The organism is Pseudomonas sp. RIT623 (genome assembly GCF_004519305.1).
Taxonomy (GTDB): Bacteria; Pseudomonadota; Gammaproteobacteria; order Pseudomonadales; family Pseudomonadaceae; genus Aquipseudomonas.
The window spans coordinates 68,077-92,366 of sequence record NZ_SOZA01000010.1; the positions used below are offsets into that span (position 1 = coordinate 68,077).

Here is a 24,290-nt window from a genome sequence, read left to right on the forward strand (position 1 = left end):
GACCATGACCACCATAAGCAGCAAGACCGCACCCGCCCTGCTCGCCCTCGCCCTGTTCGGTGGCGCGGCGCAGGCCGCGCTGGTGCCGCCCCAGGGTTATTACGAGGGCATCGAGAAACTCAAGACCGGCGACGGCAATTTCCGCTGCGAAGCCGCGCCCAAGCCCTATACCGGCGCGCTGCAGTTCCGCAGCAAGTACGAAGGTTCGGACAAGGCCCGGGCGACGCTCAATGTCGCCTCGGAAAAAGCCTTCCGCAAATCCACCGAGGACATCACCACCCTCGAGAAAGGCGTCAGCAAGATGGTCGGCCAATACATGCGCGATGGCCGCCCGGCGCAACTGGACTGCGCCCTGACCTGGCTCGACACCTGGGCACGCGCCGATGCGTTGATGTCCACCGATTACAACCACACCGGCAAGTCCATGCGCAAGTGGGCCCTGGGCAGCATGAGCGGTTCGTGGCTGCGCCTGAAGTTCTCCAACTCGCAGCCACTGGCGGCGCACCGCGCCGAAGCCGAGCAGATCGAGAAATGGTTCGTGCGCCTGGCGCGCCAGACCGTGCGCGACTGGAGCGACCTGCCGCTGGAGAAGATCAACAACCACAGCTACTGGGCGGCCTGGTCGGTGATGGCCACTGCCGTGGCCACCGACCAGCAGGAGCTGTTCGACTGGGCGGTGAAGGAATACAAGGTCGGCATCAACCAGGTCGACGAGCAGGGCTTCCTGCCCAACGAGGTCAAGCGCAAGCAACGCGCCCTGGCCTACCACAACTACGCCCTGCCGCCGCTGGCGATGATCGCCAGCTTCGCCCAGGCCAACGGCGTGGACCTGCGCAAGGAAAACAACTTCGCCCTGCAGCGTCTCGGCGAAGGCGTGCTGGCCGGTGCCCGCGACCCTGTTCATTTCAACACCCGCGCCGGCGTGAAGCAGGACCTCAAGGACCTGAAGATAGATAGCAAGTACGCCTGGCTCGAACCATGGTGCGCGCTGTACCAGTGCGTCGGCGACACCCTCGAGCGCAAGCATGACATGCAGCCGTTCAACAGTTTCCGGCTGGGTGGCGATGTGACGCGGGTCTACGACCCGTCCCGAAAATAACGCAAATCCCTGTAGGAGCCGGCTTGCCGGCGATGCAAGGCGAAGCCTTGCCTTGCGATGGTCGGGGGCCGCCATGCGGCCCATCGCCGGCAAGCCGGCTCCTACAGGGGAACTAGGTTGCCTTCCGGTTTTTGCTGGGGGGTTTGGGGGGCGCTGTGCCCCAGGTGCTGTGCATAACTAGGAGAACCGGGATGGTCTTCTCGTCCAACGTGTTCCTGTTCCTGTTCCTGCCGGTTTTCCTCGGCTTGTACTACATAAGCGGGAACCGCTACCGCAACCTGCTGCTGCTGGTTGCCAGCTACATCTTCTATGCCTGGTGGCGGGTGGACTTCCTCGCCCTGTTCGCCGGGGTCACCCTGTGGAACTACTGGATCGGCCTGCAAGTCGGTGCCGCCGGCGTGCGCACCAAGCCCGCGCAGCGCTGGCTGCTGCTGGGCGTGGGCGTCGACCTGTGCATCCTCGGCTACTTCAAGTACGCCAACTTCGGCGTCGACAGCCTCAACGCGATCATGACCTCGATGGGGCTGGAGCCGTTCATCCTCACCCATGTGCTGCTGCCGATCGGTATCTCGTTCTACATCTTCGAATCGATCAGCTACATCATCGATGTGTACCGCGGCGACACCCCGGCCACGCGCAACCTGATCGACTTCGCGGCCTTCGTGGCGATCTTCCCGCACCTGATCGCCGGTCCCGTGCTGCGCTTCAAGGACCTGGTGGACCAGTTCAACAACCGCACCCACACCCTGGACAAGTTCTCCGAAGGCTGCACCCGCTTCATGCAGGGCTTCATCAAGAAGGTGTTCATCGCCGACACCCTGGCGGTGGTCGCCGACCACTGCTTCGCCCTGCAGAACCCCACCACCGGTGATGCCTGGCTCGGCGCCCTGGCCTACACCGCGCAGTTGTACTTCGACTTCTCCGGCTACAGCGACATGGCCATCGGCCTGGGCCTGATGATGGGCTTCCGCTTCATGGAAAACTTCAAGCAGCCCTACATCAGCCAGTCGATCACCGAGTTCTGGCGGCGCTGGCACATCAGCCTGTCGACCTGGCTGCGCGACTACCTGTACATCACCCTGGGCGGCAACCGCAAAGGCACCTTCAACACCTACCGCAACCTGTTCCTGACCATGCTGCTGGGCGGGCTGTGGCACGGCGCCAACTTCACCTACATCATCTGGGGCGCCTGGCACGGCCTGTGGCTGGCCATCGAGCGCGCGCTGGGGCTGGACACCAACCCGCAGCGTTTCAACCCGGTGAAATGGGCCTTCACCTTCCTGCTGGTGGTGGTTGGCTGGGTGATCTTCCGCGCCGAGAACCTGCACGTGGCCGCGCGCATGTACGGCGCCATGTTCAGCTTCGGCGACTGGCAGCTGTCGGAAATCAACAGCGCCCAGCTCACTGGCCTGCAGGTGGCCACGCTGGTGGTCGCCTACCTGAGCCTGGCGTTCTTCGGCCTGCGCGATTTCTACCGCAATGCCAAGCCAACGCCAAAGGCCACGCCGGTGCAAATCAACGCCGACGGCTCGGTGGGGCTGGACTGGACGCGGATCATGACCCACGCCCTGGTCCTGCTGCTGTTCGTCGCCTCGGTGCTCAAGCTCTCGGCGCAGAGCTACTCCCCGTTCCTGTACTTCCAGTTCTGAGGCCTGAATCATGAACCGGACACTTCGCATCACCTATTCGCTGTCGTTCATGGGCCTGCTGGTCGGGCTGGGCGCAGCCTCTCTCGGCGGGCTGGAAAGCTTCACCCGCACCGGGCAGATGACCCTGCTCGACGGCAAGCTGGCCAAGGCCGCCGAAACCCACTACGACGAGCAGTTCCCGATCAAGCGCGTCGGCACCAACCTGTGGGCCGCGCTGGACTTCAAGCTGTTCAACGAAGGCCGCCCCGGCGTGGTGCTGGGTCGCGACCAGTGGCTGTTCAGCGATGAAGAGTTCAAGCCCACCGCCAGCGCCGAACAACTGATGCAGGACAACCTGGCACTGGTGCGCGGTATCCGCGACGCCCTGCAACGCCACGGCAGCCAGCTGGTGCTGGCGATCGTCCCGGCCAAGGCGCGGCTGTACTCGGAATACATCGCCAAGCAAACCCCGGCCAGCCTGCACGACGAGCTGTTCAACCGGTTCCACGCCCAGGTGCGCCAGGCCGGGGTATTCGCCCCCGACCTGCTGGCCCCGCTGGAACAGGCCAAGGCCCGTGGCCAGGTGTTCCTGCGCACCGACACCCACTGGACGCCGCTGGGCGCCGAGGTGGTCGCCCAAGCCCTGGCCGAGGCGGTCAACCGCCAGAGCCTGCTCAGCGGCGCACCACGGCAGTACATCACCGAGGCTGGCGCCAGCGCGCCATACAAGGGCGACCTGACCAACTTCCTGCCGCTCGACCCGTTGTTCAGCAACCTGCTGCCCACTCCGGACACCCTGCAGCAACGCAAGACCCATCCGGTACAGGCCGACGGCGAAAGCGCCGACGCGCTATTCGCTGACAGCCAGATCCCGGTGGCGCTGGTGGGCACCAGCTACAGCGCCAACCCCCACTGGAACTTCCTCGGCGCCCTGCAGCAGGCGCTGCGCAGCGACGTCGCCAACTACGCCGAGGATGGCCACGGCCCGCTGTTGCCGATGCTCAAGTACCTGCAAAGCGACGCCTTCAAGAACGCCCCGCCACAGGTCGTGGTGTGGGAATTCCCTGAACGTTATCTGCCCATGAGGAACGACCTCGGCAGCTTCGACCCACAGTGGATCGCACAACTGAAGAACACCCGTCAATCCGAAGAAAACCTGGCCCTGTCGTCCCACCGGACGGACCACTGAAGATAGAGAGGAACACGCACATGACCACCAAGACTTCCATTGCCAAAGCCCTCACCCTCGCCGCCGGCCTGACCGTCGCCTCGATGCAGGCCTTCGCCGGTGCCGACGCCGCCCTGTATGGCCCAAGCGCGCCGAAAGGCTCGACCTTCGTGCGCCTGTACAACGCCGCCAGCGCGCCCACCGCCGCCTCGGTCGGCAATACCCAGATCAAGCAGGTCGGCGCCCAGGCCAGCAGCGACTTCAGCTTCCTGCCCGGCGGCGACTACACAGCCCAGGTCGGCGGCAAGAGCGTGCCGGTGAAGCTGGCCGCCGACAAGTACTACACCCTGGTCAACAGCAACGGCGGCAACCCGCAACTGATCGAGGAGCCGCCGTTCAAGAACAAGCAGAAAGCCCTGGTCCGGGTGCAGAACCTCAGCGACCAGCCCCTGACCCTGAAGACCGCCGACGGCAAGACCGAAGTGGTCAAGCCGGTGGCCGCCAAGGGCCGTGGCGAACGTGAAATCAACCCGGTCAAGGTCAACCTTGCCCTGTATGCAGGCGACAAGAAAGTCGGCGACGTCAAGCCCGTCGCCCTGGAGCGCGGCGAAGCGGCCGTGCTGTATGTCACCGGTTCCGGCGACAGCCTGTCGCCGGTGTGGGTAACTCGCCCCGTGGCTAGCAACTGATCCCCCTGCCTCTAAACGACTATTGGAGAAACATGATGATCCCGGTAATTCTTTCTGGTGGTAGCGGTTCGCGTCTGTGGCCTCTGTCGCGCAAGCAGTTCCCCAAGCAGTTCCTGGCCCTGACCGGCGAACACACCTTGTTCCAGCAGACCATCGAACGCCTGGTGTTCGAAGGCATGGACACTCCCATCGTGGTCTGCAACAAGGACCACAAGTTCATCGTCCAGGAGCAGTTGGGCGCGCTGAAGCTGGAAACCCAGGCCATCCTCATGGAGCCGTTCGGCCGCAACACCGCGCCGGCGGTGGCGATCACCGCGATGAAGCTGGTCAACGAAGGCCGTGACGAGCTGATGCTGGTGCTCCCGGCCGACCACGTGATCGAGGACCAGAAGGCCCTGCAACGCGCACTGGCCCTGGCCACCGTGGCCGCCGAGCGCGGCGAAATGGTGCTGTTCGGGGTGCCGGCGACCAAGCCCGAGACTGGCTACGGCTACATCCGTTCCAGCCAGGATTCGCTGCTGCCCGAGGGCGTGGCACGGGTCGCGCAGTTCGTCGAGAAACCCGACGAGAAACGCGCCAACGAGTTCGTCCGCGCCGGCGGCTACTTCTGGAACAGCGGCATGTTCCTGTTCCGCGCCAGCCGCTTCCTCGAAGAGCTGAAAAAACACGACCCGGACATCTACGACACCTGCCTGCTGGCCCTGGAGCGCAGCCTGGAGGACGGCGACGCTCTGAGCATCGACGACGCCACCTTCGCCTGCTGCCCGGACAACTCCATCGACTACGCGGTGATGGAGAAGACCCAACGCGCCTGCGTGGTGCCGCTGTCGGCCGGCTGGAGCGACGTGGGCTGCTGGTCGTCGCTATGGGATGTGCACGAGAAGGACGACAACGGCAACGTCACCAAGGGCGACGTGGTGGTGCAGGACAGCCACAACTGCATGATCCATGGCAATGGCAAGCTGGTGTCGGTGATCGGCCTTGAGAACATCGTGGTGGTCGAGACCAAGGACGCCATGATGATCGCCCACAAGGACAAGGTTCAGGGGGTCAAGCAACTGGTCAACACCCTCGACCAGCAGGGCCGCACGGAAACCCAGAACCACCTTGAGGTCTACCGCCCGTGGGGCTCGTACGACTCGGTGGACATGGGCGGGCGCTTCCAGGTCAAGCACATCACCGTCAAGCCCGGCGCCAGCCTGTCGCTGCAGATGCACCACCACCGTGCCGAGCACTGGATCGTGGTGTCCGGCACCGCCGAGGTGACCTGCGACGAGAACGTGTTCCTGCTCACCGAGAACCAGTCCACCTACATCCCCATCGCCTCGGTGCACCGCCTGCGCAACCCGGGCAAGATCCCGCTGGAGATCATCGAGGTGCAGTCCGGCAGCTACCTGGGCGAGGATGACATCGAGCGCTTCGAGGATGTGTATGGGCGCACGTCCACGCCGGTGGAGCGTGGAGTTTCGGTGAAGACCATCGCGCAATAAAACGTCGGGACCGCTTCGCGGTCCATCGCGGCACAAGGCCGCTCCTACAGAGGATTGCGTTACCACTGTAGGAGCGGCCTTGTGCCGCGAAAGGAGGGCGAAGCCCTCCCGCTTTTGAGGCATTCCCCGTTTCCCGCTAGGATGATCAAACCCCCGTCACCAAGGCCTGCTCCACCATGATCATCGGCGCCCTGCTCGTCCTCACCTGGCTGGTCCTGCTGCTGCGCTACCCGGCCAAGGCCTTGCCGATTTCCCTGTCCGCGGTCTGCGGTCTCGGCCTGGTGGCGCTCTGGGTAGCCTGGCAAGACACCCGCGAGGCCGCGCAACTGGCCCGCCTCGATATCCGCCTGGCCTACGCCCCCGACCAGTGCCCCGCCGACCGTGCCCTGCAAGTGCGCATGAAGAACGGCAACCAGGCCCCGCTCAGCGAGCTGCGCTGGCGGGTCGGCGCCTATGCCCCGGGCGATACCGTCAACCTGGCCGAGAACACCTACGCCGCCCCGCGTTATCGCGGCCCAGGCGAACTGCAGCCGGGGGCCGAATGGCAGGACTGCCTACCATTGCCACCGCTGCGCGCAGGCTATCGACCGCAGACCTTGGAGTTCCGCGCCGAGCACCTGCAAGGTACATTCGCCAACTGATTCCAGCGCATCGCGACCCGACTTGCCCCGCGATGCCCTCAACCTAAAACAAGGCCCCAACCATGCCCACCGTCCTCATCACCGGTTGCTCCAGCGGTATCGGCCGCGCCCTGGCCGATGCCTTTCGCGAGGCCGGCCATGAAGTCTGGGCCACCGCCCGCAAGGCAGAAGATGTCGAACGGCTGGCCGCCGCCGGCTTCCAGGCCCGGCAGCTGGACGTCAACGACGCACAGGCCCTCGCTCGCCTGGCCAGTGAGCTGAAGCGCCTGGACATTCTGGTCAACAACGCCGGATACGGGGCCATGGGGCCCTTGCTCGATGGCGGCGCCGACGCCCTGCGCCGGCAGTTCGAGACCAATGTGTTCGCCCCGGTGGCTGTCACCCGTGCAATGTTCTCCTTACTCCGCCACAACCGCGGCGTGGTGGTGAACATCGGCAGCGTCTCCGGCGTGCTGGTTACCCCCTTCGCCGGCGCCTACTGCGCCTCCAAGGCCGCGGTACACGCCTTGAGCGACGCCCTGCGCCTGGAACTGGCACCGTTCGGGATTCGGGTCATGGAAGTGCAACCGGGGGCCATCGCCTCGCAGTTCGCCAGCAACGCCGGGCGTGAGGCCGAGCTGTTGATTGCCGAGGGTTCGCCCTGGTGGCCGCTGCGCGAAGGCATCCGCGCCCGGGCCCGCGCCTCCCAGGATCGGCCGACCCCGGCCGATGATTTTGCCCGCCAAGTGCTCAAGGCACTGCAACGCAATCGCGTGCCGCAGCTGATACGCCTGGGCAATGGCAGCCGTGCGTTGCCTTGGCTGGCCCGCTGGCTGCCCGGCGGTATGCTGCAAAAAGTCTTGATGAAGCGTTTCGGCCTCGACGTAACGCTTTGATCTTCCCGGTTTTACGGGGTTTGAGCGATCGATAGCTGACCCTATCGCTAACTATAAAGTGCACACCAGAGCATTTTCCAATGTTGCGCCAGGGCCAAGAATCCCTATCGCATTTGAACGGTCACACCAGACATTAGTGTCATCTCCCGCTGAAATTTGCCCTGCGGGGCCCATTTTGCGGGGGAGAGACACTGCCGGCTCAAAGGCAATCAGGGAGAAACCTCCAGGATCGGAGCCCCATGGTCTGGCTGGCAGTCTTTCTCACAAATGCATACAGGTAAACTCTGGAGTCATTCGTGAAACACGCTCAACTTCCTCGCAAAGTCCCCACGCAAGCCCGCTCCAGGATGATGGTCGAGACCATCCTGAAGACCACCGCCACGGTGGTGGTCAAGCATGGCTATGCAGGAACCAACACCAACCTGGTGGCCGAACGCGCCGGCGTCAGTGTCGGTTCGGTCTACCAGTATTTCCCCAACAAGGATGCCCTGATCGCCGCTCTTTACGAGCGCCACGCCCAGGCGGTGAACCAGATCATCCTTGACGTCGCCAGCCGCCAGGACGTGGCCGACCTGCCAAGCCACATCACCCTGCTGGTGCGCGGCCTGCTGCAACTGCACCTGCAGGAGCCCGAGCTGCACCGCATGCTGGACAAGGACTTCGCCTTCCTCAGCAACGGCAGCAGCGAGCACCAGGCACGCATTGCCCATTCGATGGAATGCCTGCTGCAACGCTGGCGCCTGACACATGGCAACCTGCAATCAGCCGCCTGGCTGACCGCGCAGATGATCATGTCGATGGTCAAGGCGTACACCCTGGAGGCGCCGCAGATCAGCCAGGCCGGCATCGAGGAGGCGATCTGCTGTTCGGTGACAGGGCTGCTGTGCGCCAGTCCGCACAGCAGCTTCACCCAGGCCGGTTACCTGGCCAACGGTGCCGTCACCCATTCACACCTGGGTGCCGCGTGACGCCTGGACCTGCAGCAGTTGCCGGTAGCGCTCGAGCAACCGGCGCGACTGCAGATAGCTAGGCACCTCAACCACCAGGCCATCGACCTCGGCGCGCACGCTGCCCGAACGGGTAGCGTGCTCGAAGGCGTCGATCTGGCGCTGCGCCAGCTCGGCCTCGGCCGCGGTCGGGGTCAGGTAGCGGTTGGCCACGGCGACATGCGCCGGGTTGACCACGCCCTTGGCCTGATAGCCGATGGAGCGGGCGAACTGCATGTCCGCCTCGGCGCCTTCGTCATCGGCGAAGGTATACGGCGAGTCGATCGCCAGCACACCCGCCGCCGCGCATTCGAGCAGAAAGCGCGAACGCGGGTAGAACAGCTCGGTCCCGGCGCGGCTGCGACCGGCGCCCAGGTCGGCGACCATGTCCTCGGTGGCCACCAGCATCGCCTTGATGCGCGGCGTCGAATGGGCGATGTCGATGGCCCGGACCACACCCAGCGCGGTCTCGATGTTCGGCACGATCAGCGTCGAACCTGGGGCGATGCCGTACTGGCCCTCCAGGCGGGTGATGTGCCAATCCAGCAAGGCCATCTGCTCGCGCGACTCGACCTTGGACATCATCACCACTTGCGGACGCGCCGCCATCACCGCCTCGAGGTCCTCCAGGCCGCAGGTCTCGAACGGGTTGATGCGTACCGAGCTGATGCGCCCGCATTCGCGCCAGTGCTGCATGACCCGCGCGGCCAGTTGGCGCGCCTCGGCCCGCCGCTCGGGCGGGGTAAAGTCCTCCAGCTCCTGCACCAGCACGTCGCCGTCACCGTTCAGCGCGTCGAGCAATGCCGCCTCGTCGGCGCCGGGAATGAAAAGGAAGGTGCGGCAAAGCGCCAGGGGATTGTCCTTGGAAACAGCCATGATGACGTCCTGTAGTAGAGATAAAGAGGGGAATGCGTGCCAGCTCTAGAGCATCGCCAAACCGCCGTCGACGGCGATGGTGGTGCCACTGACGAACGACGACTTGCCCGACAGCAGCCAGCCGATCACCTCGGCGGCCTCCTCGGCGCTGCCTTCGCGGCGCAGGGCAGTCATGCCATGCAGCTGCTCGAGCTTGCCGGCGACCCGGGTGGTGTCGTCGAGCATCGGCGTGCGGATCACCGCCGGGGCCACGCAGTTGACATTGATACCGCGCGGGCCCAGCTCCCGGGCCAGGCCTTTGCTCAGGGTGATCACCGCGCCTTTGCTGGTGGCATAGCCCAGCGTGCCCGCCAGGCCGCCGCCGCGGATGCCGGCGACACTGGCCACGGTGCAGATGCGCCCGCCGGCGGGCATCAGCCGCACCGCCTGCTGAACCACGCTGAAGGTGCCGATCAGGTTGATATCCAGCAACTGGCGCAGGCGCGCCACGCTCAAGGCGTCGAAAGCGCTGGTGTCGACCACGCCGGCGCAGGTGGCCAGCGCATCGACACGGCCGAACACGCGTTCGATGTCGCTGAACGCCTGCGCCACGGCCTGTTCGTCACACAGGTCCAGGCAATAATGCCGATGCCGCGCGCCAATGGCGTCAAGAGTCGCGGCCAGGCCCTGGGCATCCAGGTCCAGGCACGCCACCCGGTAGCCATCGGCGGCCAGCAGGCGGGCTGTCGCCGCGCCAATGCCACTGGCGGCACCGGTAACCACCGCCACCTTGGTTTGTTCCAACATATCGAAAGCACTCCTTGCGACAACAGTGCCCGCTCGCAGCGGGGCACGCTCCTCGACATGCTAAAAGAATGTATACAACTCAACTACTCGCATTCAACCCAGCGTAATAACAGGCGCCTCATCCAACCTCACTGAATATAAACTCGCATTTTCAATTCGCGCTAAATAAACAGTGGCGATACTCGTCACCACGGCGAAAACGCGAGCTTTTCCCAATTCATTTTAAATTTCTCTGCGCCCGATCGTCGCAGCGCGCAGGCAGGCCGTAGCGCGCCTCGAAAAAACCCCGCAAGACCGCGTATTTCGTGGCCCTTGGCGTCTATATAACAGAGCACAACAGTCAGTTATAAGAATGCGAGTAGCCATCTCCGGGCAAGCTGCTTAGGATTAAAAACACTTTGAAACTTTATATTTCAGTCGCACTTCACGCGCACTGACGTGAGACAAAAAAGTTTCAAGATAATGACATCCCTCTTTCTACCCTCATATAAAAGGACGTTCACAATGAGCACCAAGGGTTTTGACACCGTCATTGAAATCAAATACCGCGACACCGACTCCATGGGCCATGTCAGCAGCCCGATTTATTACGACTACATGCAGCACGCCTACCTCTGCTACATGCACGACCTGCTGGACCTGCCGAAGCGCGAAAAACTGCCGCACATCATGGTGCGCAGCGAGTGCGACTACGTGGCCCAGGCCATGTACGGCGAAACCCTGGTGGTCACCAGCTCGGTGGTCAAGTTCGGCACCAAGAGCTTCGAGATCGAGCACATCATGCGCCGCTCGGACGACAGCAAGGAAATCGTCGCCAAGGCCAAGTCGTACCACGTGATGTTCGACTACGACAAACAAGCCACCGTGCCTGTACCGCAAGCGTTCAAGGACCAGGTCCTGGCATTCCAGGAAGGCTGAGCCCGGGCTCAGGGATGATGGTATCGCCGGGCGCCTGGCGGCCGGCGAGCAGACTGCAAAGGAACTCTCGCGATGAAATTCTCCTGGACGCCCCAGCAACATGAACTGCTGGTGAAATACCGGGCCATCGGCGCCGAGCTGGCACAAGCCCGCCGCAGCGCCGAACCTGGTTTCGATCATTACGGCTGGCAACGCCTGTGCGATGCCGGCCTTTGGCAATTGGTCATCCCCGCCAGCCACGGTGGCCTGGGCGAGGACTGGTGGGGCTTCACCGCCGCTCTCGAAGGCCTGGCCTCGTCGATCCGCACCCCCGAACTGCTGCTCTCGGTGATCGCCCAGGCCGGCATGGTCCGCGCCCTGATGCTCTACGGCAACGACGAACAGAAGGACCGTTACCTTACCGCGATCCTCAACGGCGCGCTGAGCGCCACCGGCATCGCCGAACCCGGCACCGGCACCGACGTGCGCAGCATCCACAGCCTGCTGACTCCGACCGCAGACGGCTATCGCCTCAATGGCAGCAAGTTCAACATCGCCCACGCCCCCGTGGCCGATTTCATGCTGATCGTCACCAAGCTCGATACCGACGCCAAGGCCAATATCGCCCTGGTGATGATCGACAAGGACACCCCGGGCCTGACCCGTGGCCAGCCTGACGACAAGCTCGGCAACAAGCACCTGCCGACCGGCCCGCTGCACTTCGACAACCTGCACGTGCCGACCAGCCAGGTGCTTGGCGAGCCCGGCCGCGGCCTGCAGCAACTGATCAAGATCATCTCGCTTGGCCGCCTGTACTACGGCCTGGTGGCGGCCAACCTGCCCACGCCGTTCCTCGCCGAAGCCATGCAGTACGCGGCCAAGCGCGAAAGCTTCAACAGCACCATCGATAACCACCAGTACGTGCAGAAGCGCCTGGTGGACCTGGCCATGGGCATCGAACGCAACCGCTGGATGGCCTATGCCGCCCTCGACCAGTTGCTCAACGACCAGCCACAGGCCCTGATGAACTGCTCGATCGCCAAGCTCGGCGCCGCGCAGGACTTCATCAACAGCGCCATCAGCCTGCTCAAGCTGTACGGCAGCCTGGGCTACCACGAAGGCGACGTCGCCAACCTGGTCAAGGATGCCCTGGGCTTCGCCAGCGTCGGCGGCACCGAAGAGATGCACCAGAAGAACATCTTCAACCAGCTGCTGCGCCTGACACAGGCCGTCTGAACGGTCGAGCCCGCAGCTCGCAAGCCCTGTCATGCCCTGTCGGCACGTCAGGCTCGCCTTCCGGGGCGGGCCTGGGGTGAGCCGGCAGTGGGGCTTTGCCTGCCTTCCATTGCGCCCTACACAAAGAGAGCAGATCCGATGCCCATCCCATCGATGCCCTTGCACAGCACCCCGTCCACCGCCTTCGCCGAGCCGGTCGACGACCGCTTCGAACACGCCAGCGTCGACCAGTTGCGCGACCACCAGCTGCAACGCCTGCGTGTCACCCTGGAACATGCCTACGCCAACGTGCCCTGGTACCGCGAGCAATTCCAGGCCATGGGGATTCACCCCAAGGACATGAACCAGCTGGAGGACCTGGCCCGCTTCCCCCTGACCAGCAAGGCCGAACTGCGCGAGCACTACCCGTTCGGCCTGTTCGCCGTGCCCATGGACCAGGTGGTGCGCCTGCATGCCTCCAGCGGCACCACCGGCAAGCCCACCGTGGTCGGCTACACCCGGCATGACATCGATGTCTGGTCGTCGCTGGTGGCCCGCTCGATTCGTGCCGCCGGCGGCCAGCGTGGCGACCGCATCCACATCGCCTACGGCTACGGCCTGTTCACCGGCGGCCTGGGCGCGCACTACGGCGCCGAGAAACTCGGCTGCACGGTGATCCCGATGTCCGGTGGCCAGACCGAGAAACAGGTCCAGCTGATCCGCGATTTCCAGCCCGACATCATCATGGTCACGCCGTCGTACATGCTCAACATCGCCGAAGAGATCGAGCGCCAAGGCCTGGACCCACGCGCGCTGTCACTGCGAACCGGGATCTTCGGCGCCGAACCCTGGGGCCAACAGATGCGCGGCGAACTGGAACAGCGCCTGGGCATCCAGGCCCTGGATATCTATGGCCTGTCGGAGATCATGGGCCCGGGCGTGGCCATGGAGCACCTGGACACCAAGGACGGCCCGACCCTCTGGGAAGATCACTTCTACCCGGAAATCATCGACCCGGTAACCGGCGAAGTGCTGCCCGACGGCCAGTTCGGCGAACTGGTGCTCACCACCCTGAGCAAGGAAGCGCTGCCGATGGTGCGCTACCGCACCCGCGACCTGACCCGCCTGCTGCCCGGCAGCGGCCGCGCCATGCGGCGACTGGACAAGATCACTGGGCGCAGCGACGACATGCTGATCATCCGCGGGGTCAACGTGTTCCCCAGCCAGATCGAGGAACAACTGCTGAACCTGTTCATCTTCAGCCCCGTGCACGAGCTGCACGTCAGCCGTGAAGGCAACCTCGACGCCCTCACCGTGCAGGTTGAGCTGCGCCCAGAGCACAGCCGCCTGAGCAACGAGGAGCAACAAGCCGCCTGCCAGCAGCTCAGCCACCGGATCAAGGTGCATGTCGGCATCAGCACCCGCATCGTGCTCAACCCCTGCCACTCCCTGAAGCGCTCCGAAGGCAAGGCCGGCAAGGTCATCGACCTGCGCGGCACACGCTGACGACGCGTTATCCCTCCTCAACGGACTCACGAGGTTGACTCCAACATGGACATGACCATCGGCGACTTTCTCCTGCGTCGCCTGCAGGAATTCGGTATCCGCCACTTGTTCGGCGTACCCGGCGACTACAACCTGACCTTGCTCGAACAGGTCGAGGTCATGCCGGACCTGCGCTTCATCGGCAACTGCAACGAGCTCAATGCCGCCTACGCCGCTGACGGCTACGCCCGCGCCCAAGGCTTCGGCGCGGTGCTGACCACCTACGGCGTGGGTGACCTCAGTGCGCTGAACGGCATTGCCGGGGCCTATGCCGAACGGGTTCCGGTGGTCATGATCTCCGGCATGCCGCCGCTGCACGCGATTATCGACCGCGCGCTCATGCACCACACCCTGGCCGACGGCAACTACGACAACATCATGGTTGCCGTGCGCCAGTTCACCGTGGCCCAGGCGCGCATCACCGTGGAAAACGCCGCGCAAGAGATCGACCGGGTGCTGCAGACCTGCTTGCGCGAACGCCGCCCGGTGTACCTGCAACTGCCGTCGGACCTCGCCTACCTGCACATCGAAGTACCCGACACGCCGCTGCAACTGTGCGAAACCCGCAGCGAACCGGGCCAGCTGCAACATGTGGTGGCCCAACTGCGCGAACGCCTGGCCAAGGCCAGCCGACCGGTGGTGCTGGTGGACATCGACGTCGAACGCTTCGGCCTGACCGAACAGGTGCTGGAGCTGATCGAACGCCTCGACCTGCCCTTCGCCAACCTGCCGCCGGCCAAGGCCATGCTGCCGGAAACCCACCACCTGTTCCTCGGCACCTACGCCGGTGCCGGCAGCGCCCCGGCGGTACGCGAGGCGATCGAGCAGGCCGACTGCGTGCTGAGCATCGGCGCGCGCTTCACCGACGTCAGCACCGCGCTGTTCTCGCAGAAGTTCCAGGACGGCGCGCTGATCCAGCTGCAGCCTTATGCCGCGTCGATGGCCAAGGTGCACTACAACGCGGTGAGCATGCGCCAGGTGCTGGAGACCCTGGTGCAACAACCACCAGTGATGCAAGCCATGCCGCGCCAGGTACCGCCGTTCAGCGGCCCGGCGGCATTCCGCGCGCTGCCTGAACACCCGCTGAGCCAGTTGCGTTTCTGGCAGCGCATCGCCCACTTGATCCGCGGCGACGAGTTGATCATCGCCGAGAGTGGCACTTCCTCGGCTGGCCTCAACGGCCTGCGCATGCCGCGTGGGGTGACCTACCTGACCCAGCCGATCTGGGGCTCGATCGGCTACACCTTGCCAGCCCTGCTCGGCACCCTGCTGGCCCAGCCACAGCGGCGGCAGATGCTGTTCATTGGCGACGGTTCGCTACAGATGACCGTGCAGGAGCTGTCGACCATCCTCGCCCACGACCTCAAGCCGATCATCTTCCTGATCAACAACGACGGCTACACCATCGAGCGCCTGATCCTCGGCGAGAACTCCAGCTACAACGACATCAACCCGTGGCGTTACGCGCAGCTGCCCAAGGTGCTCGACACCCGCGAGCGCGCGCGGCATTTCACCGTGCACACCGAGGACCAGTTGGAAGTGGCGTTGATCGAGGCCGAGGCCTGCGACGCGCTGGTGTTCATCGAAGTGGTGATGGAGCGCATGGACGCACCGGAGTCGCTCAAGCGCTTCGCCCGGCTGTTCGCCGAGTTCGACTATGGGCTGCCGGCCCTGAGCCAGCCGACCCTGGCGCATTGACCCTGCGGTGCATGGCGCCGCTGTTCGCCGGCAAAGCCGGCTCCTACACAGACTCCAACCTGTAGGAGCCTGCCTTGCTGGCGATCCAGGCAACAGGGTGTTTGCCGGCAAGCGCGATACAACAAAGCCCGGGCGGCATGACCGCCCGGGCTTTTTACATCAGGCGATCGAACGCACCACCCCGCCATCCACGCGCATGGCCGCGCCGGTGGTGGCGCTGGCCTGGCGCGAAGCCAGGTAGACCACCAGGTTGGCCACCTCTTCCACCGTGGCCAGGCGCTTGATGATCGAACTGGAGCGGTGCTCGGCGATGAAGCTGGCTTCCAGCTCCTCGACCGGCTTGCCGGCCTCGTCGGCCATCTTCTCGAAGTAACCGCCCACGCCCTCGGAACGGGTCGGCCCCGGCAGCACGGCGTTGACCGTCACGCCGGTACCGGCCAGGGTCTCGGCCAGGCCGCGGGACACCGCCAGCAGCGCGGTCTTGGTGGTGCCGTAGTGGATCATCTCGGTCGGGATCTGCAGCGCCGATTCGCTGGACATGAACAACACCCGGCCCCAGTTGCGCACTTTCATGCCCTGGGCGTAGTGACGCGACAGGCGCACCGCGCTCATCACGTTGACCTCGAAGAAATGCTGCCAGTCTTCGTCGCTGATCTCGAAGAAGCCCTTGGGCTCGAAGATGCCCAGGTTGTTCACCAGGATGTCGGTTTCCGGCTCCTTGGCGATCAGCTTCTTCACACCTTCGAGCGTGCCAAGGTCGGCAACCACGCCGGACACCTTGGCGCCGGGCAACTTGTCGGTGATTTGCTTGATGGCGCGCTTCACCCGGCCTTCTTCACGGCCGTTGATCACCACATTCGCACCCGCCTCGGCCAAGCCGAAGGCGACGGCGAACCCTATACCGGCCGTGGAACCGCTGACGATTGCACTTTTGCCGTGCAAGGAAATATTCATACCTGCGTCCTTTTTCTGGATGATATCTGTTCCCAAAAACGACACGCCGCCAACAACGCAAGCATTGTTGGCGGCGTGCCTCATGGCTCTTTGACCGCTGCGCTCAATCGCGTTCAACCTTGGCTTGCATCACCGGCGCAAACGATTGCCATCCGCCGCCCAGGGACTTGTACAGCCCCACCATGGACAACGACGTGGCGGCACTGCTTTCCACCCACTGCTCCTGGTTGGCCAGCAATGCGCTTTGCACCGTCAAGACATTGAGGAAATCCACCGCGCCTTCCACGTACTGGCGCTTGGCGTTATCCAAGGCCACCCGGCTCTGGCGCACCGCTTCCTCGAGCAAGTCGCGGCGCAACTGGCTGGCGTTGTACTGGCGAAGCACATCGTCCACTTCGTGCCAGGCGCGCAGCACCGTCTGCTGATACTGCAATGCCGCTTCCTGCTGCTGCGCCTCGCGCAGTTCGAGCACGCCCTTGAGGCGCCCACCTTCGAAAATCGGCAGGTTCAACTGTGGCCCGATGGCGAAGCGCCGCGCGTCCCAGTTGCCGAAGTCGGACAACTGCATCGACTGGAAGCCGGCACTGCCGGACAGGCGGATGCTCGGGTAGAAGTTGGCCTTGGCCACGCCGATGCTGGCGGTGGCCGCATGCAGCCGCGCCTCGGCCTGGCGGATGTCGGGGCGGCGCTCGGCCAGCTCCGACGGCAGGCCCATGGCGAAGCGCTGGGCGGTGCGCGGCAGTTCGCCCGGGGTCAGCAGTTCCTGCTGCAAGCTGCGCGGCGGCTCGGCCACCAGCAGGCTCAGGGCGTTGATCAACTGCGCCTGGCGCTCTTCCAGGGTCGGCAGGCGCGCCTCGACCGAAGCCACCTGGGCGGCGGCCTGGGCGACATCGAGGTTAGTCGCCACGCCGTCGCTCAGGCGCATCTGCGACAGGCGCAACGAGTGACGGGACACGTCCAGGTTCTCGCGCACCACGCCCAGGGTGCTTTGCACCGAGCGCAGCTGGATATAGGTGCTGGCGGTTTCCGCCAGCAGCGAAAGCAGCACGCCCTGACGATCGTTTTCGGCGACCTCGACACTGGCGTCGGCCGCTTCCACTTCACGCCGCACGCGGCCCCACAGGTCCAGCTCCCAGGCCGCGACGAAATCGCCTTGCCACAGGTTGAACGCCGACTTGCCATTTTTACCGGACGGGTCGGCAAGCCCTTTGGCGCTGTTGCGCGCGCGGCTGTAGCCGGCGTCGACGTCCACCGACGGGTACTGTTCAGAAGCGATGCTCATGCGCAGCGCGCGACTTTGCAGCAGGCGCGAAGTGGCGATCTGCAGGTCCAGGTTGCGCTCCACCGCGCGCTGGATCAGCGCCGTCAGTTGCGCATCGTGGAAAGTCTCCCACCAACGGGCTTCCAGCGGCGTGCTCTGCGGCTGGCTGGGGGCAGCCTTTTCCTGCAGGGCGGGCCAGGCCGCCGGGGCGCTCGAAGCAGGCTTGTGAAAGTCCGGGCCGAGGGTGCAGGCGCTCAAGGCCAGGGTGGCGCCCAACAACAAGGGCGTGCCGGTACGTGCAAGCTTCATCGGGCGCTGACCTCCTGATTGGCCTTGGCCCGGGCGTCCTGGCCGCCTTCACTGCGGGTGTCGATATCGGCGATCACCGACATGCCCACGCGCAAGCGCTGCAACAGCGGCTGGTCAGCGTCGAAGACGATCTTCACCGGAATGCGCTGCACCACCTTGGTGAAGTTGCCGGTGGCGTTGTCAGGCTTGACCGCCGCGAAGGTCAGGCCGGTGGCCGGCGCGACGCTCTGCACCACGCCGCGCAGGCGCTCGCCGGGGAAGGTATCGACGCTCACCTCGACGCGTTGGCCAGGCAGCACGTGGGTCAGCTGGGTTTCGCGGAAGTTGCCGATCACGTAGGCGCGCTGCAACGGCACCACCGAGAGCATTTTCGCCCCGGGCTGCACGTAGGAGCCAATGCGCACCGCCCGCTCGCCGACCATGCCGTCGATAGGCGCGACGATGCTGGTGTAGGACAGGTCCAGGCGCGCACGGTCCAGCGCCGCATCGGCATGCTTGCGCCCGGCCTCGGCGGCCTGCAACTGCGCGCTGAGGATGTCGGTCTGCTTGCGCGCCGCCGCCAGGGCCGCGCTGGAGTTGGTCAGCCGCGCCTGGGCCTGGTCGACCCGACTACGCGCCTGCTGGGCGTTCTGCACAGTGCCGGCGCCCTGCTCGGCCAGGCGCGTGTGGCGGGTCAGCTCATGGCTGGCGAAGGCCAGTTCAGCCTTGTCGGCGGCCACCGCGGCCTCGGCCTGGGAGATCAGCGAGGCCTGACGCTCCAACGTCGCCTTGGCGTTCTGCAACTGGGCGCGGGACATCTGCGCCTGGGCCTCGGCCGCCGCCAGGGCGGCCTGGAAGTCACGGTCGTCGATGCGCGCCAGGAGTTGCCCGGCCTTGACCTGCTGGTTGTCCTCGACCAGCACCTGGGTGATGAAGCCGGCCACTTTCGGCGCCACCACGGTGTAGTCGGCCGATACGTAGGCGTCGTTGGTCGATTGCACGCCACCGCCGCCGAACAGCGAAGGCAAGGCGGTGAAGGCGATGCCGCCGACGACGATGACCGCCGCCGCGATCAAGGCCAGTTTCTGGTTTTTGCTTATGGTCATGATGTCTTTCTCTCTCAACAAGAACGCTATGCCACCGCGCGCGGTGGATAGATCCGGGTAGGCACGAAGGGAATCAGCACGATCAGCGCCAGCGCCAGCAGTGCCATGCACAGGTACAGGTCAGCCGAGGTCAGCACCACGGCTTGCTCGTGAATACGCTTGGCCAGGCCGGCGGCGTTGCCGTCGACCAGGGGCGAGTTGCCCAGGTTGTCTACCAGCATGTTCGAGTGGAAATGCCGGCGGCTGGTGGTCAGCGCGTCGAGAACCCCGGCAGCGACCACCGAGGCCAGGCCCTTGACGGTGTTGAACCAGGCCGAGGCGAACGGGCCGTCCTGCGGCGTCATGCCGCCGGTGGCGAGCATCAGCAGCGGGATAACCGCCATGGGCTGGCCGAAGATCTGGAACAGTTGCAGCACGTAGAAGTTGTCGCGGATCCACTGCGAGGTAACGAAGGTGCCGCCGAAGCAGGACACCGCCAGCATGCCCAGGCCGATGGCCAGCACCCAGCGGCAGTCCACCGCGCGGATGTTGCACAGCGCCGCGGTCAGCGGCAGCGCCAGCAACTGCGGCAAGGCCACCAACAGCATTACCGGGCCGGTCTGCGCCGGGCGGTAGCCCTGGATCTGGGCGAGGAAGCTGGACGGGATGATGATCACCGCCGACAGCACCACCAGCACGCCGCCCAGGGTGATCAGGGCATGGGTGAGGTTGCGGTTGGTGAGCATCTGCAACTTGAAGAACGGCAGTGGATGGGACCACTCGTTGATCATGAACAGCACCAGCAGCGCCAGGCCACCGCCCAGCAACCAGCAGATCATCGGCGAGTTGAACCAACCGTAGCGGTCGCCCTGGGACAGGCCAATGACGATCGAGCAGATCGCCGGCAACCCCAGCAGCAGGCCGCGCCAGTCGAACTGCTTGAAGCGCTCCAGGCGCAGCGGGTCCTGCGGCAGGCCCCAGGCCACGCAGGCCATGGCCAGCAAGGATGGCACGATGATCTGCCAGAAAGCCCACTGCCAACCGACGTATTCGGTCCACAGGCCGGCCAGTGGCAGACCCAGGCTAGGGCCGAAGGTGGCGGTCAGGGCATAGCCAGCCAGGCCGTAGAGCTTGATGCCTGGCGGCAGGAAACGCAGCGCCACGCTCATCAGCATCGGCGGCAAGGCACCGCCTGCGAAGCCTTGCAGGGTGCGCAGCACCATCAAGGTTTCCTGGTTGGGCGCGAACGGGCACAGCAGGCCAAGCACGGCGAAGGCACCGATGGCACTAAGGGTGAAACGACGCAGGGAAAAGGTCACCGAGCACCAGGGCGCGAAGGCCATGGCCGATACCGAGGTGGCCGAGTACAGCGCCACCAGCCAAGAGCCTTCGTCGGCACCGATGCCCATGCCGCCACGGATATCGGCCAGGGCCATCTTGGTGACCATCTCGTTGAGGCCGGCGCACAGTACCGCCAGCAGCACGCCAACCAGGCCGACCACGATGCGTGGGCCAAATGCCGGTGGCGCGGCTGGCTTGGCCGGTGCCGGCGCCGCGGCGCTCGCAGGGGCGGCCACGGTAGCCGTGGCGGCCAGCGAAGTCATGGCCTGGCCCCGGTGGCGCGGGCTGGGGCGGGACGAGGCAGATAGGCACGCATGGCTTTAGAACTCCGGGAAAAGTAGATACCCGGCAAGTCTAGGGAGGCGCAATGCTGTCGAAAACTGACATATTCGCAGCTTTATGCTGCATACGATGCAACTATAAAGCCACATAATCATAAGTGCGAGCGGGGGATGTGGGGCCTATGAGTCGGGCGCCGCACTCGATCTCATAGGCGCTAAGCCCTCCCCCCCGCTCAATGCTTGCTGCAACACTCCTTGAGCGTCTGGCGCAGCCAGCGGTGTGCCGGGTCGTTGTCGTATCGCGGGTGCCAGGCCTGCATGATGGCCACCGACTCCAGCGCCATCGGAATGCGGAACGAGCGCAACGGCAAGCCCAACCGGGCGACACTGAGCAGCACATGCTGCGGTAACGGCAGCAGCAGGTCGGACTCGGGCAGCGAGAACATCGCCGAGTGGAAACTCGGCGTGATCAACGCCACCCTCCGGCTCAGCCCCATGCCCGCCAGCGCCTGGTCGATCGGCCCAGTGGCGCGGCCACGCCGCGACACGCTGATCTGCTCATAAGCGGCGAAACGCTCCGGGGTGATCTCGTCGTTGAAGATCGGGTGATCGACCCGGGCCAGGCCGACGAAGGTGGTGGAGAACAGGCTCTGCACCTTGATCTCCGGGCCCAGGTTGCGGGTGGCGCTGATATAGAGATCCAGGCGCCCATCGCGCAGGCTTTCGTCCTCGTCGCCACCCTCGCCTTCGGGAACGAAGCGCAGCACGGTGCGTGGCGCCTGCTTGCGCATGGTTTCCAGCAACGGCGTGGCGAACGGCGCGATGAACACGTCATTGGCCCGCAGGTTGAAGGAGCGTTCCAGGGTCGGCAGGTCGACCTCGTCGCTGGAGCTGAAGACCTGGCCGGCCTGTTCGACCACGCTGCGCACTTGGCTGCGCAAGGCCATGGCCTTGGGCGTGGGCACCAGGCCGCGGCCGGCGCGCACCAGGATCGGGTCGCCAACGGCATGGCGGATCCGCGTCAGGGTGCGGCTCATGGCTGCCGGGCTGAGGTTCATGCGGCGTGCCGCCCCGACCACGCTGCCCTCGTCGAGCAGGGCGTCCAGTGCGACCAGAAGGTTCATATCCGGAAAGTGCATGGTAAGCATCCATTCAAGAATTTCGGTGAATCCGCTGCAATATTACCAGTCTTTGCCGGTTTTCCTGCCTTTGCATATGACGCAATATGTGATTGCGCTGCACACCATTTACCGTACTGCAATCATTCCGAAGAATAGCTGCCTTCTGCATAATCAATGGACCCGCAAGCATGTTCAGGTCGGTACTGATCGCCATCGATGGCACCCCGCGCAGCCTAGGCATCCTCGACACCGTCAAGCGCTTCTGCGACCCCGAGCAGCACTTGCTGCACGTGTTGCTGGCGGTCGACAGTGCCTATGCCCTGGAGGAGTTCGACCAGCGCCTGAGCAGCTTCGACCAGACCGAATACCCTGCCGCCGCCCAAGAGCAACTGCACGCTGACAAGATCGTGCAAGAGGCAATCAAGGCCTTCGAGCAACTAGGTTTCTCGACCACCGGCAGCCAGGAAGTTGGCGAGCCGGCCGAGGTCATCATCAAGCTGGCCAAGGCGCGCAACATCGACCTAGTGGTCATGGGCCATCGCCATCTGTCACGCCTCAAACGCGTGCTCGACCCTTCGATCGCCAGCAGGGTCATCGACGAAGCCGGCTGCCCGGTACTGGTCGATGCCCGCCACCAACTCCCACGCCACTGAACCGAGACGACACGGATGAAACTCGACTACCTGCAACTGGAACAGTTCGGCGCCGTCGCGCTGGTCCGCCTGAGCCGCCCCGAGGCCTTGAATGCCCTGAGCGGAGAAATGATGGAGGAGCTGGCGGGTGTGCTCGACCGTCTGGAACAGGACCGTAGCGTCCGCGCCCTGGTAGTGACCGGTGGCGATACGGTATTCGCCGCTGGCGCCGACATCAAAGGCATGCGCGACCGCAGCTACATGGAGGTCTACACCAGCGACTTCGTGACGCTGAACTGGGAGCGCCTGGCCAGCTTCCGCAAGCCGAGCATCGCCGCGGTGGCCGGTTATGCCCTGGGTGGCGGCTGCGAGCTGGCGCTGATGTGCGACATGATCATCGCCGGTGAGAGCGCGCGCTTCGGCCAACCGGAAATCAAGATCGGCACCATCCCCGGCGCCGGCGGCAGCCAACGCCTGGCGCGCTCGATCGGCAAGGCCAAGGCCATGGACCTGGTGCTGACCGGGCGCACCATGGATGCCGAGGAGGCCGAGCGTTGCGGCCTGGTCAGCCGTCGGGTCAGCGATGCCACGCTGCTCGACGAGGCGTTGCAGGCCGCTGCGCGCATCGCCAGCTATTCCGGCCCGGTGACCATGATGGCCAAGGAGGCGGTCAACCACGCCTTCGAGACCAGCCTGAGCGAAGGCGTGCGGGTCGAGCGCCGGTTGTTCCACTCGACCTTCGCCATCGATGACCAGAAGGAAGGCATGGCCGCCTTCGCCGAGAAGCGCGCCCCGCAGTTCATGCACCGCTGAGCTCAAGCCCTGCGCTCCTCCTGTAGGAGCCAGCCTTGCTGGCGCCTACGGTCAATCGCTGTCCGGCGTCACCACCACGGTGCAGGTGGTGCCGGCCGCCAGCAGGAATCCGTCCGGCACCTCGTCGATATGGATGCGCACCGGCACCCGTTGCGCCAGGCGCACCCAGTTGAAGGTTGGGTTCACATCGGCGATCAGCTCGCGGCTCTGCGGGTTGTCGCGGTCGTAGATACCCCGGGCGATGCTCTGCACATGGCCCTTGAGACGCTCGCCACTCATCATCTGCAACTCGGCCTGGTTACCCACCTTCACATGCGGCAGCTTGGTCTCCTCGAAGAAGCCGTAGACCCAGAACGAATGCTCGTCCACCACCGCCATCAACGCCTCGCCTGTGCGGGCGTAGTCGCCGCGGTGGATGTTCAGGTTGGTCACGTAACCATCGACTGTGGCGACGATCTGCGTGCGCTTGAGGTTCAACTCGGCCGCGGCCAATTGCGCCTGGGCGTGCTGGTAGTCGGCCAGCGCGGCGCTGGCGATGTTGCTGGCATCGTCGCGGTTTTCCTTGGAAATCACCAGGTTGTCCATGTCGGCGCGGCGCTTGGCGTTGACCTTGCGCATTTCCCAGGTGGCCTTGCGCGCGGCGACCAGGGCCTTGGCCTGGTCCACCGCCAGTTGGTAGTGCTCCGGATCGATGCGCATCAGCACATCGCCCTTCTTCACCCGCTGGTTGTCCAGCACCGGCACGTCGACCACATAGCCCGGCACATCGGCGGCGACATTGATGATGTCGGCGCGCACCCGGCCGTCACGGGTCCACGGCGTGGTCATGTAGTGCAGCCATAACTGGCGGCCGATCGCCACGGCGGCGGCCAGCACCAGCAGGGTGGCGATCAGGCTGAAGAACTTTTTCATCGAGGGATT

At 64.8% G+C, this 24,290-nt stretch carries 22 protein-coding genes; 14 read left to right on the plus strand and 8 right to left on the minus strand.

The window, feature by feature from the left end:
* The first annotated feature begins 4 nt into the window (after positions 1-4).
* The 8 genes from E3U47_RS09735 to E3U47_RS09770 all read left to right on the plus strand — a co-directional run bounded on the left by E3U47_RS09735 (position 5) and on the right by E3U47_RS09770 (position 8,558).
* Positions 5-1,099, plus strand: a complete 1,095-nt coding sequence (locus E3U47_RS09735; RefSeq protein WP_134691148.1) for a mannuronate-specific alginate lyase — start codon at positions 5-7, stop codon at positions 1,097-1,099.
* 191 nt (positions 1,100-1,290) lie between these two features.
* On the plus strand, positions 1,291-2,748 hold the full coding sequence (locus tag E3U47_RS09740) for an MBOAT family protein (protein WP_134691149.1): 1,458 nt from the start codon (positions 1,291-1,293) through the stop codon (positions 2,746-2,748).
* Between the two features lie 10 nt (positions 2,749-2,758).
* Complete coding sequence (locus E3U47_RS09745) at positions 2,759-3,916, plus strand: alginate O-acetyltransferase (protein WP_134691150.1); 1,158 nt, start codon at positions 2,759-2,761, stop codon at positions 3,914-3,916.
* A 20-nt stretch (positions 3,917-3,936) separates the two neighbouring features.
* Positions 3,937-4,584 (plus strand): alginate O-acetyltransferase AlgF, encoded by a 648-nt coding sequence (locus E3U47_RS09750; RefSeq protein ID WP_134691151.1) that lies wholly within the window; start codon positions 3,937-3,939, stop codon positions 4,582-4,584.
* A gap of 35 nt (positions 4,585-4,619) precedes the next feature.
* Positions 4,620-6,074 (plus strand): mannose-1-phosphate guanylyltransferase/mannose-6-phosphate isomerase, encoded by a 1,455-nt coding sequence (locus E3U47_RS09755; protein ID WP_134691269.1) that lies wholly within the window; start codon positions 4,620-4,622, stop codon positions 6,072-6,074.
* Positions 6,075-6,250: 176 nt separating this feature from the next.
* Positions 6,251-6,715, plus strand: a complete 465-nt coding sequence (locus tag E3U47_RS09760) for a multidrug transporter (RefSeq protein ID WP_134691152.1) — start codon at positions 6,251-6,253, stop codon at positions 6,713-6,715.
* 62 nt (positions 6,716-6,777) lie between these two features.
* Positions 6,778-7,590 (plus strand): SDR family oxidoreductase, encoded by an 813-nt coding sequence (locus E3U47_RS09765; RefSeq protein WP_134691153.1) that lies wholly within the window; start codon positions 6,778-6,780, stop codon positions 7,588-7,590.
* 296 nt (positions 7,591-7,886) lie between these two features.
* Positions 7,887-8,558, plus strand: a complete 672-nt coding sequence (locus E3U47_RS09770) for a TetR/AcrR family transcriptional regulator (RefSeq protein ID WP_134691154.1) — start codon at positions 7,887-7,889, stop codon at positions 8,556-8,558.
* On the opposite strand, the gene E3U47_RS09775 is transcribed toward E3U47_RS09770, so the two are convergent.
* Both E3U47_RS09775 and E3U47_RS09780 read right to left on the minus strand, forming a co-directional pair.
* On the minus strand, positions 8,538-9,452 hold the full coding sequence (locus E3U47_RS09775) for a CoA ester lyase (RefSeq protein ID WP_134691155.1): 915 nt from the start codon (positions 9,450-9,452) through the stop codon (positions 8,538-8,540). The genes E3U47_RS09770 and E3U47_RS09775 overlap by 21 nt on opposite strands.
* 45 nt (positions 9,453-9,497) lie before the next feature.
* Positions 9,498-10,238, minus strand: coding sequence for an SDR family NAD(P)-dependent oxidoreductase (locus E3U47_RS09780; protein ID WP_134691156.1), 741 nt, complete (start codon positions 10,236-10,238; stop codon positions 9,498-9,500).
* Positions 10,239-10,742: 504 nt separating this feature from the next.
* Here E3U47_RS09780 and E3U47_RS09785 point away from each other — a divergent pair.
* The 4 genes from E3U47_RS09785 (at position 10,743) to E3U47_RS09800 (ending at position 15,593) form a co-directional block, all read left to right on the plus strand.
* Positions 10,743-11,156 carry a thioesterase family protein gene (locus tag E3U47_RS09785; RefSeq protein WP_134691157.1) on the plus strand — a complete coding sequence of 138 codons (414 nt, stop codon included), beginning with the start codon at positions 10,743-10,745 and terminating at the stop codon, positions 11,154-11,156.
* A gap of 72 nt (positions 11,157-11,228) precedes the next feature.
* Positions 11,229-12,371 (plus strand): acyl-CoA dehydrogenase family protein, encoded by a 1,143-nt coding sequence (locus E3U47_RS09790; RefSeq protein ID WP_134691158.1) that lies wholly within the window; start codon positions 11,229-11,231, stop codon positions 12,369-12,371.
* 153 nt (positions 12,372-12,524) lie between these two features.
* Positions 12,525-13,856: a phenylacetate--CoA ligase PaaK gene (gene paaK, locus E3U47_RS09795; RefSeq protein WP_134691271.1), complete on the plus strand. Its 1,332-nt coding sequence runs from the start codon at positions 12,525-12,527 to the stop codon at positions 13,854-13,856.
* 45 nt (positions 13,857-13,901) lie between these two features.
* Positions 13,902-15,593: an alpha-keto acid decarboxylase family protein gene (locus E3U47_RS09800; protein ID WP_134691159.1), complete on the plus strand. Its 1,692-nt coding sequence runs from the start codon at positions 13,902-13,904 to the stop codon at positions 15,591-15,593.
* A gap of 159 nt (positions 15,594-15,752) precedes the next feature.
* Here E3U47_RS09800 and E3U47_RS09805 read toward each other — a convergent pair whose 3' ends face one another.
* From E3U47_RS09805 to E3U47_RS09825, 5 genes are all read right to left on the minus strand, one after another.
* A complete protein-coding gene (locus tag E3U47_RS09805) occupies positions 15,753-16,547 on the minus strand; it encodes an SDR family NAD(P)-dependent oxidoreductase (RefSeq protein ID WP_134691160.1) in 795 nt (264 codons plus the stop codon).
* A 103-nt stretch (positions 16,548-16,650) separates the two neighbouring features.
* Entirely contained in the window at positions 16,651-18,117 is a 1,467-nt protein-coding gene (locus E3U47_RS09810) for an efflux transporter outer membrane subunit (RefSeq protein WP_134691161.1), read from the minus strand.
* On the minus strand, positions 18,114-19,202 hold the full coding sequence (locus E3U47_RS09815; RefSeq protein WP_134691162.1) for an HlyD family secretion protein: 1,089 nt from the start codon (positions 19,200-19,202) through the stop codon (positions 18,114-18,116). Before E3U47_RS09815 ends, E3U47_RS09810 begins: the two co-directional genes overlap by 4 nt.
* A gap of 26 nt (positions 19,203-19,228) precedes the next feature.
* Entirely contained in the window at positions 19,229-20,785 is a 1,557-nt protein-coding gene (locus E3U47_RS09820; protein ID WP_134691163.1) for an MFS transporter, read from the minus strand.
* Positions 20,786-21,036: 251 nt separating this feature from the next.
* On the minus strand, positions 21,037-21,942 hold the full coding sequence (locus tag E3U47_RS09825; protein ID WP_134691164.1) for a LysR family transcriptional regulator: 906 nt from the start codon (positions 21,940-21,942) through the stop codon (positions 21,037-21,039).
* A 170-nt stretch (positions 21,943-22,112) separates the two neighbouring features.
* On the opposite strand from E3U47_RS09825, the gene E3U47_RS09830 reads away from it, so the two are divergent.
* Together E3U47_RS09830 and E3U47_RS09835 are read left to right on the plus strand one after the other, a co-directional pair.
* Entirely contained in the window at positions 22,113-22,577 is a 465-nt protein-coding gene (locus E3U47_RS09830) for a universal stress protein (RefSeq protein ID WP_134691165.1), read from the plus strand.
* Between the two features lie 15 nt (positions 22,578-22,592).
* A complete protein-coding gene (locus E3U47_RS09835) occupies positions 22,593-23,369 on the plus strand; it encodes an enoyl-CoA hydratase (RefSeq protein ID WP_134691166.1) in 777 nt (258 codons plus the stop codon).
* Positions 23,370-23,420: 51 nt separating this feature from the next.
* Here E3U47_RS09835 and E3U47_RS09840 read toward each other — a convergent pair whose 3' ends face one another.
* A complete protein-coding gene (locus E3U47_RS09840; protein ID WP_134691168.1) occupies positions 23,421-24,281 on the minus strand; it encodes an HlyD family secretion protein in 861 nt (286 codons plus the stop codon).
* Positions 24,282-24,290: the final 9 nt, after the last annotated feature.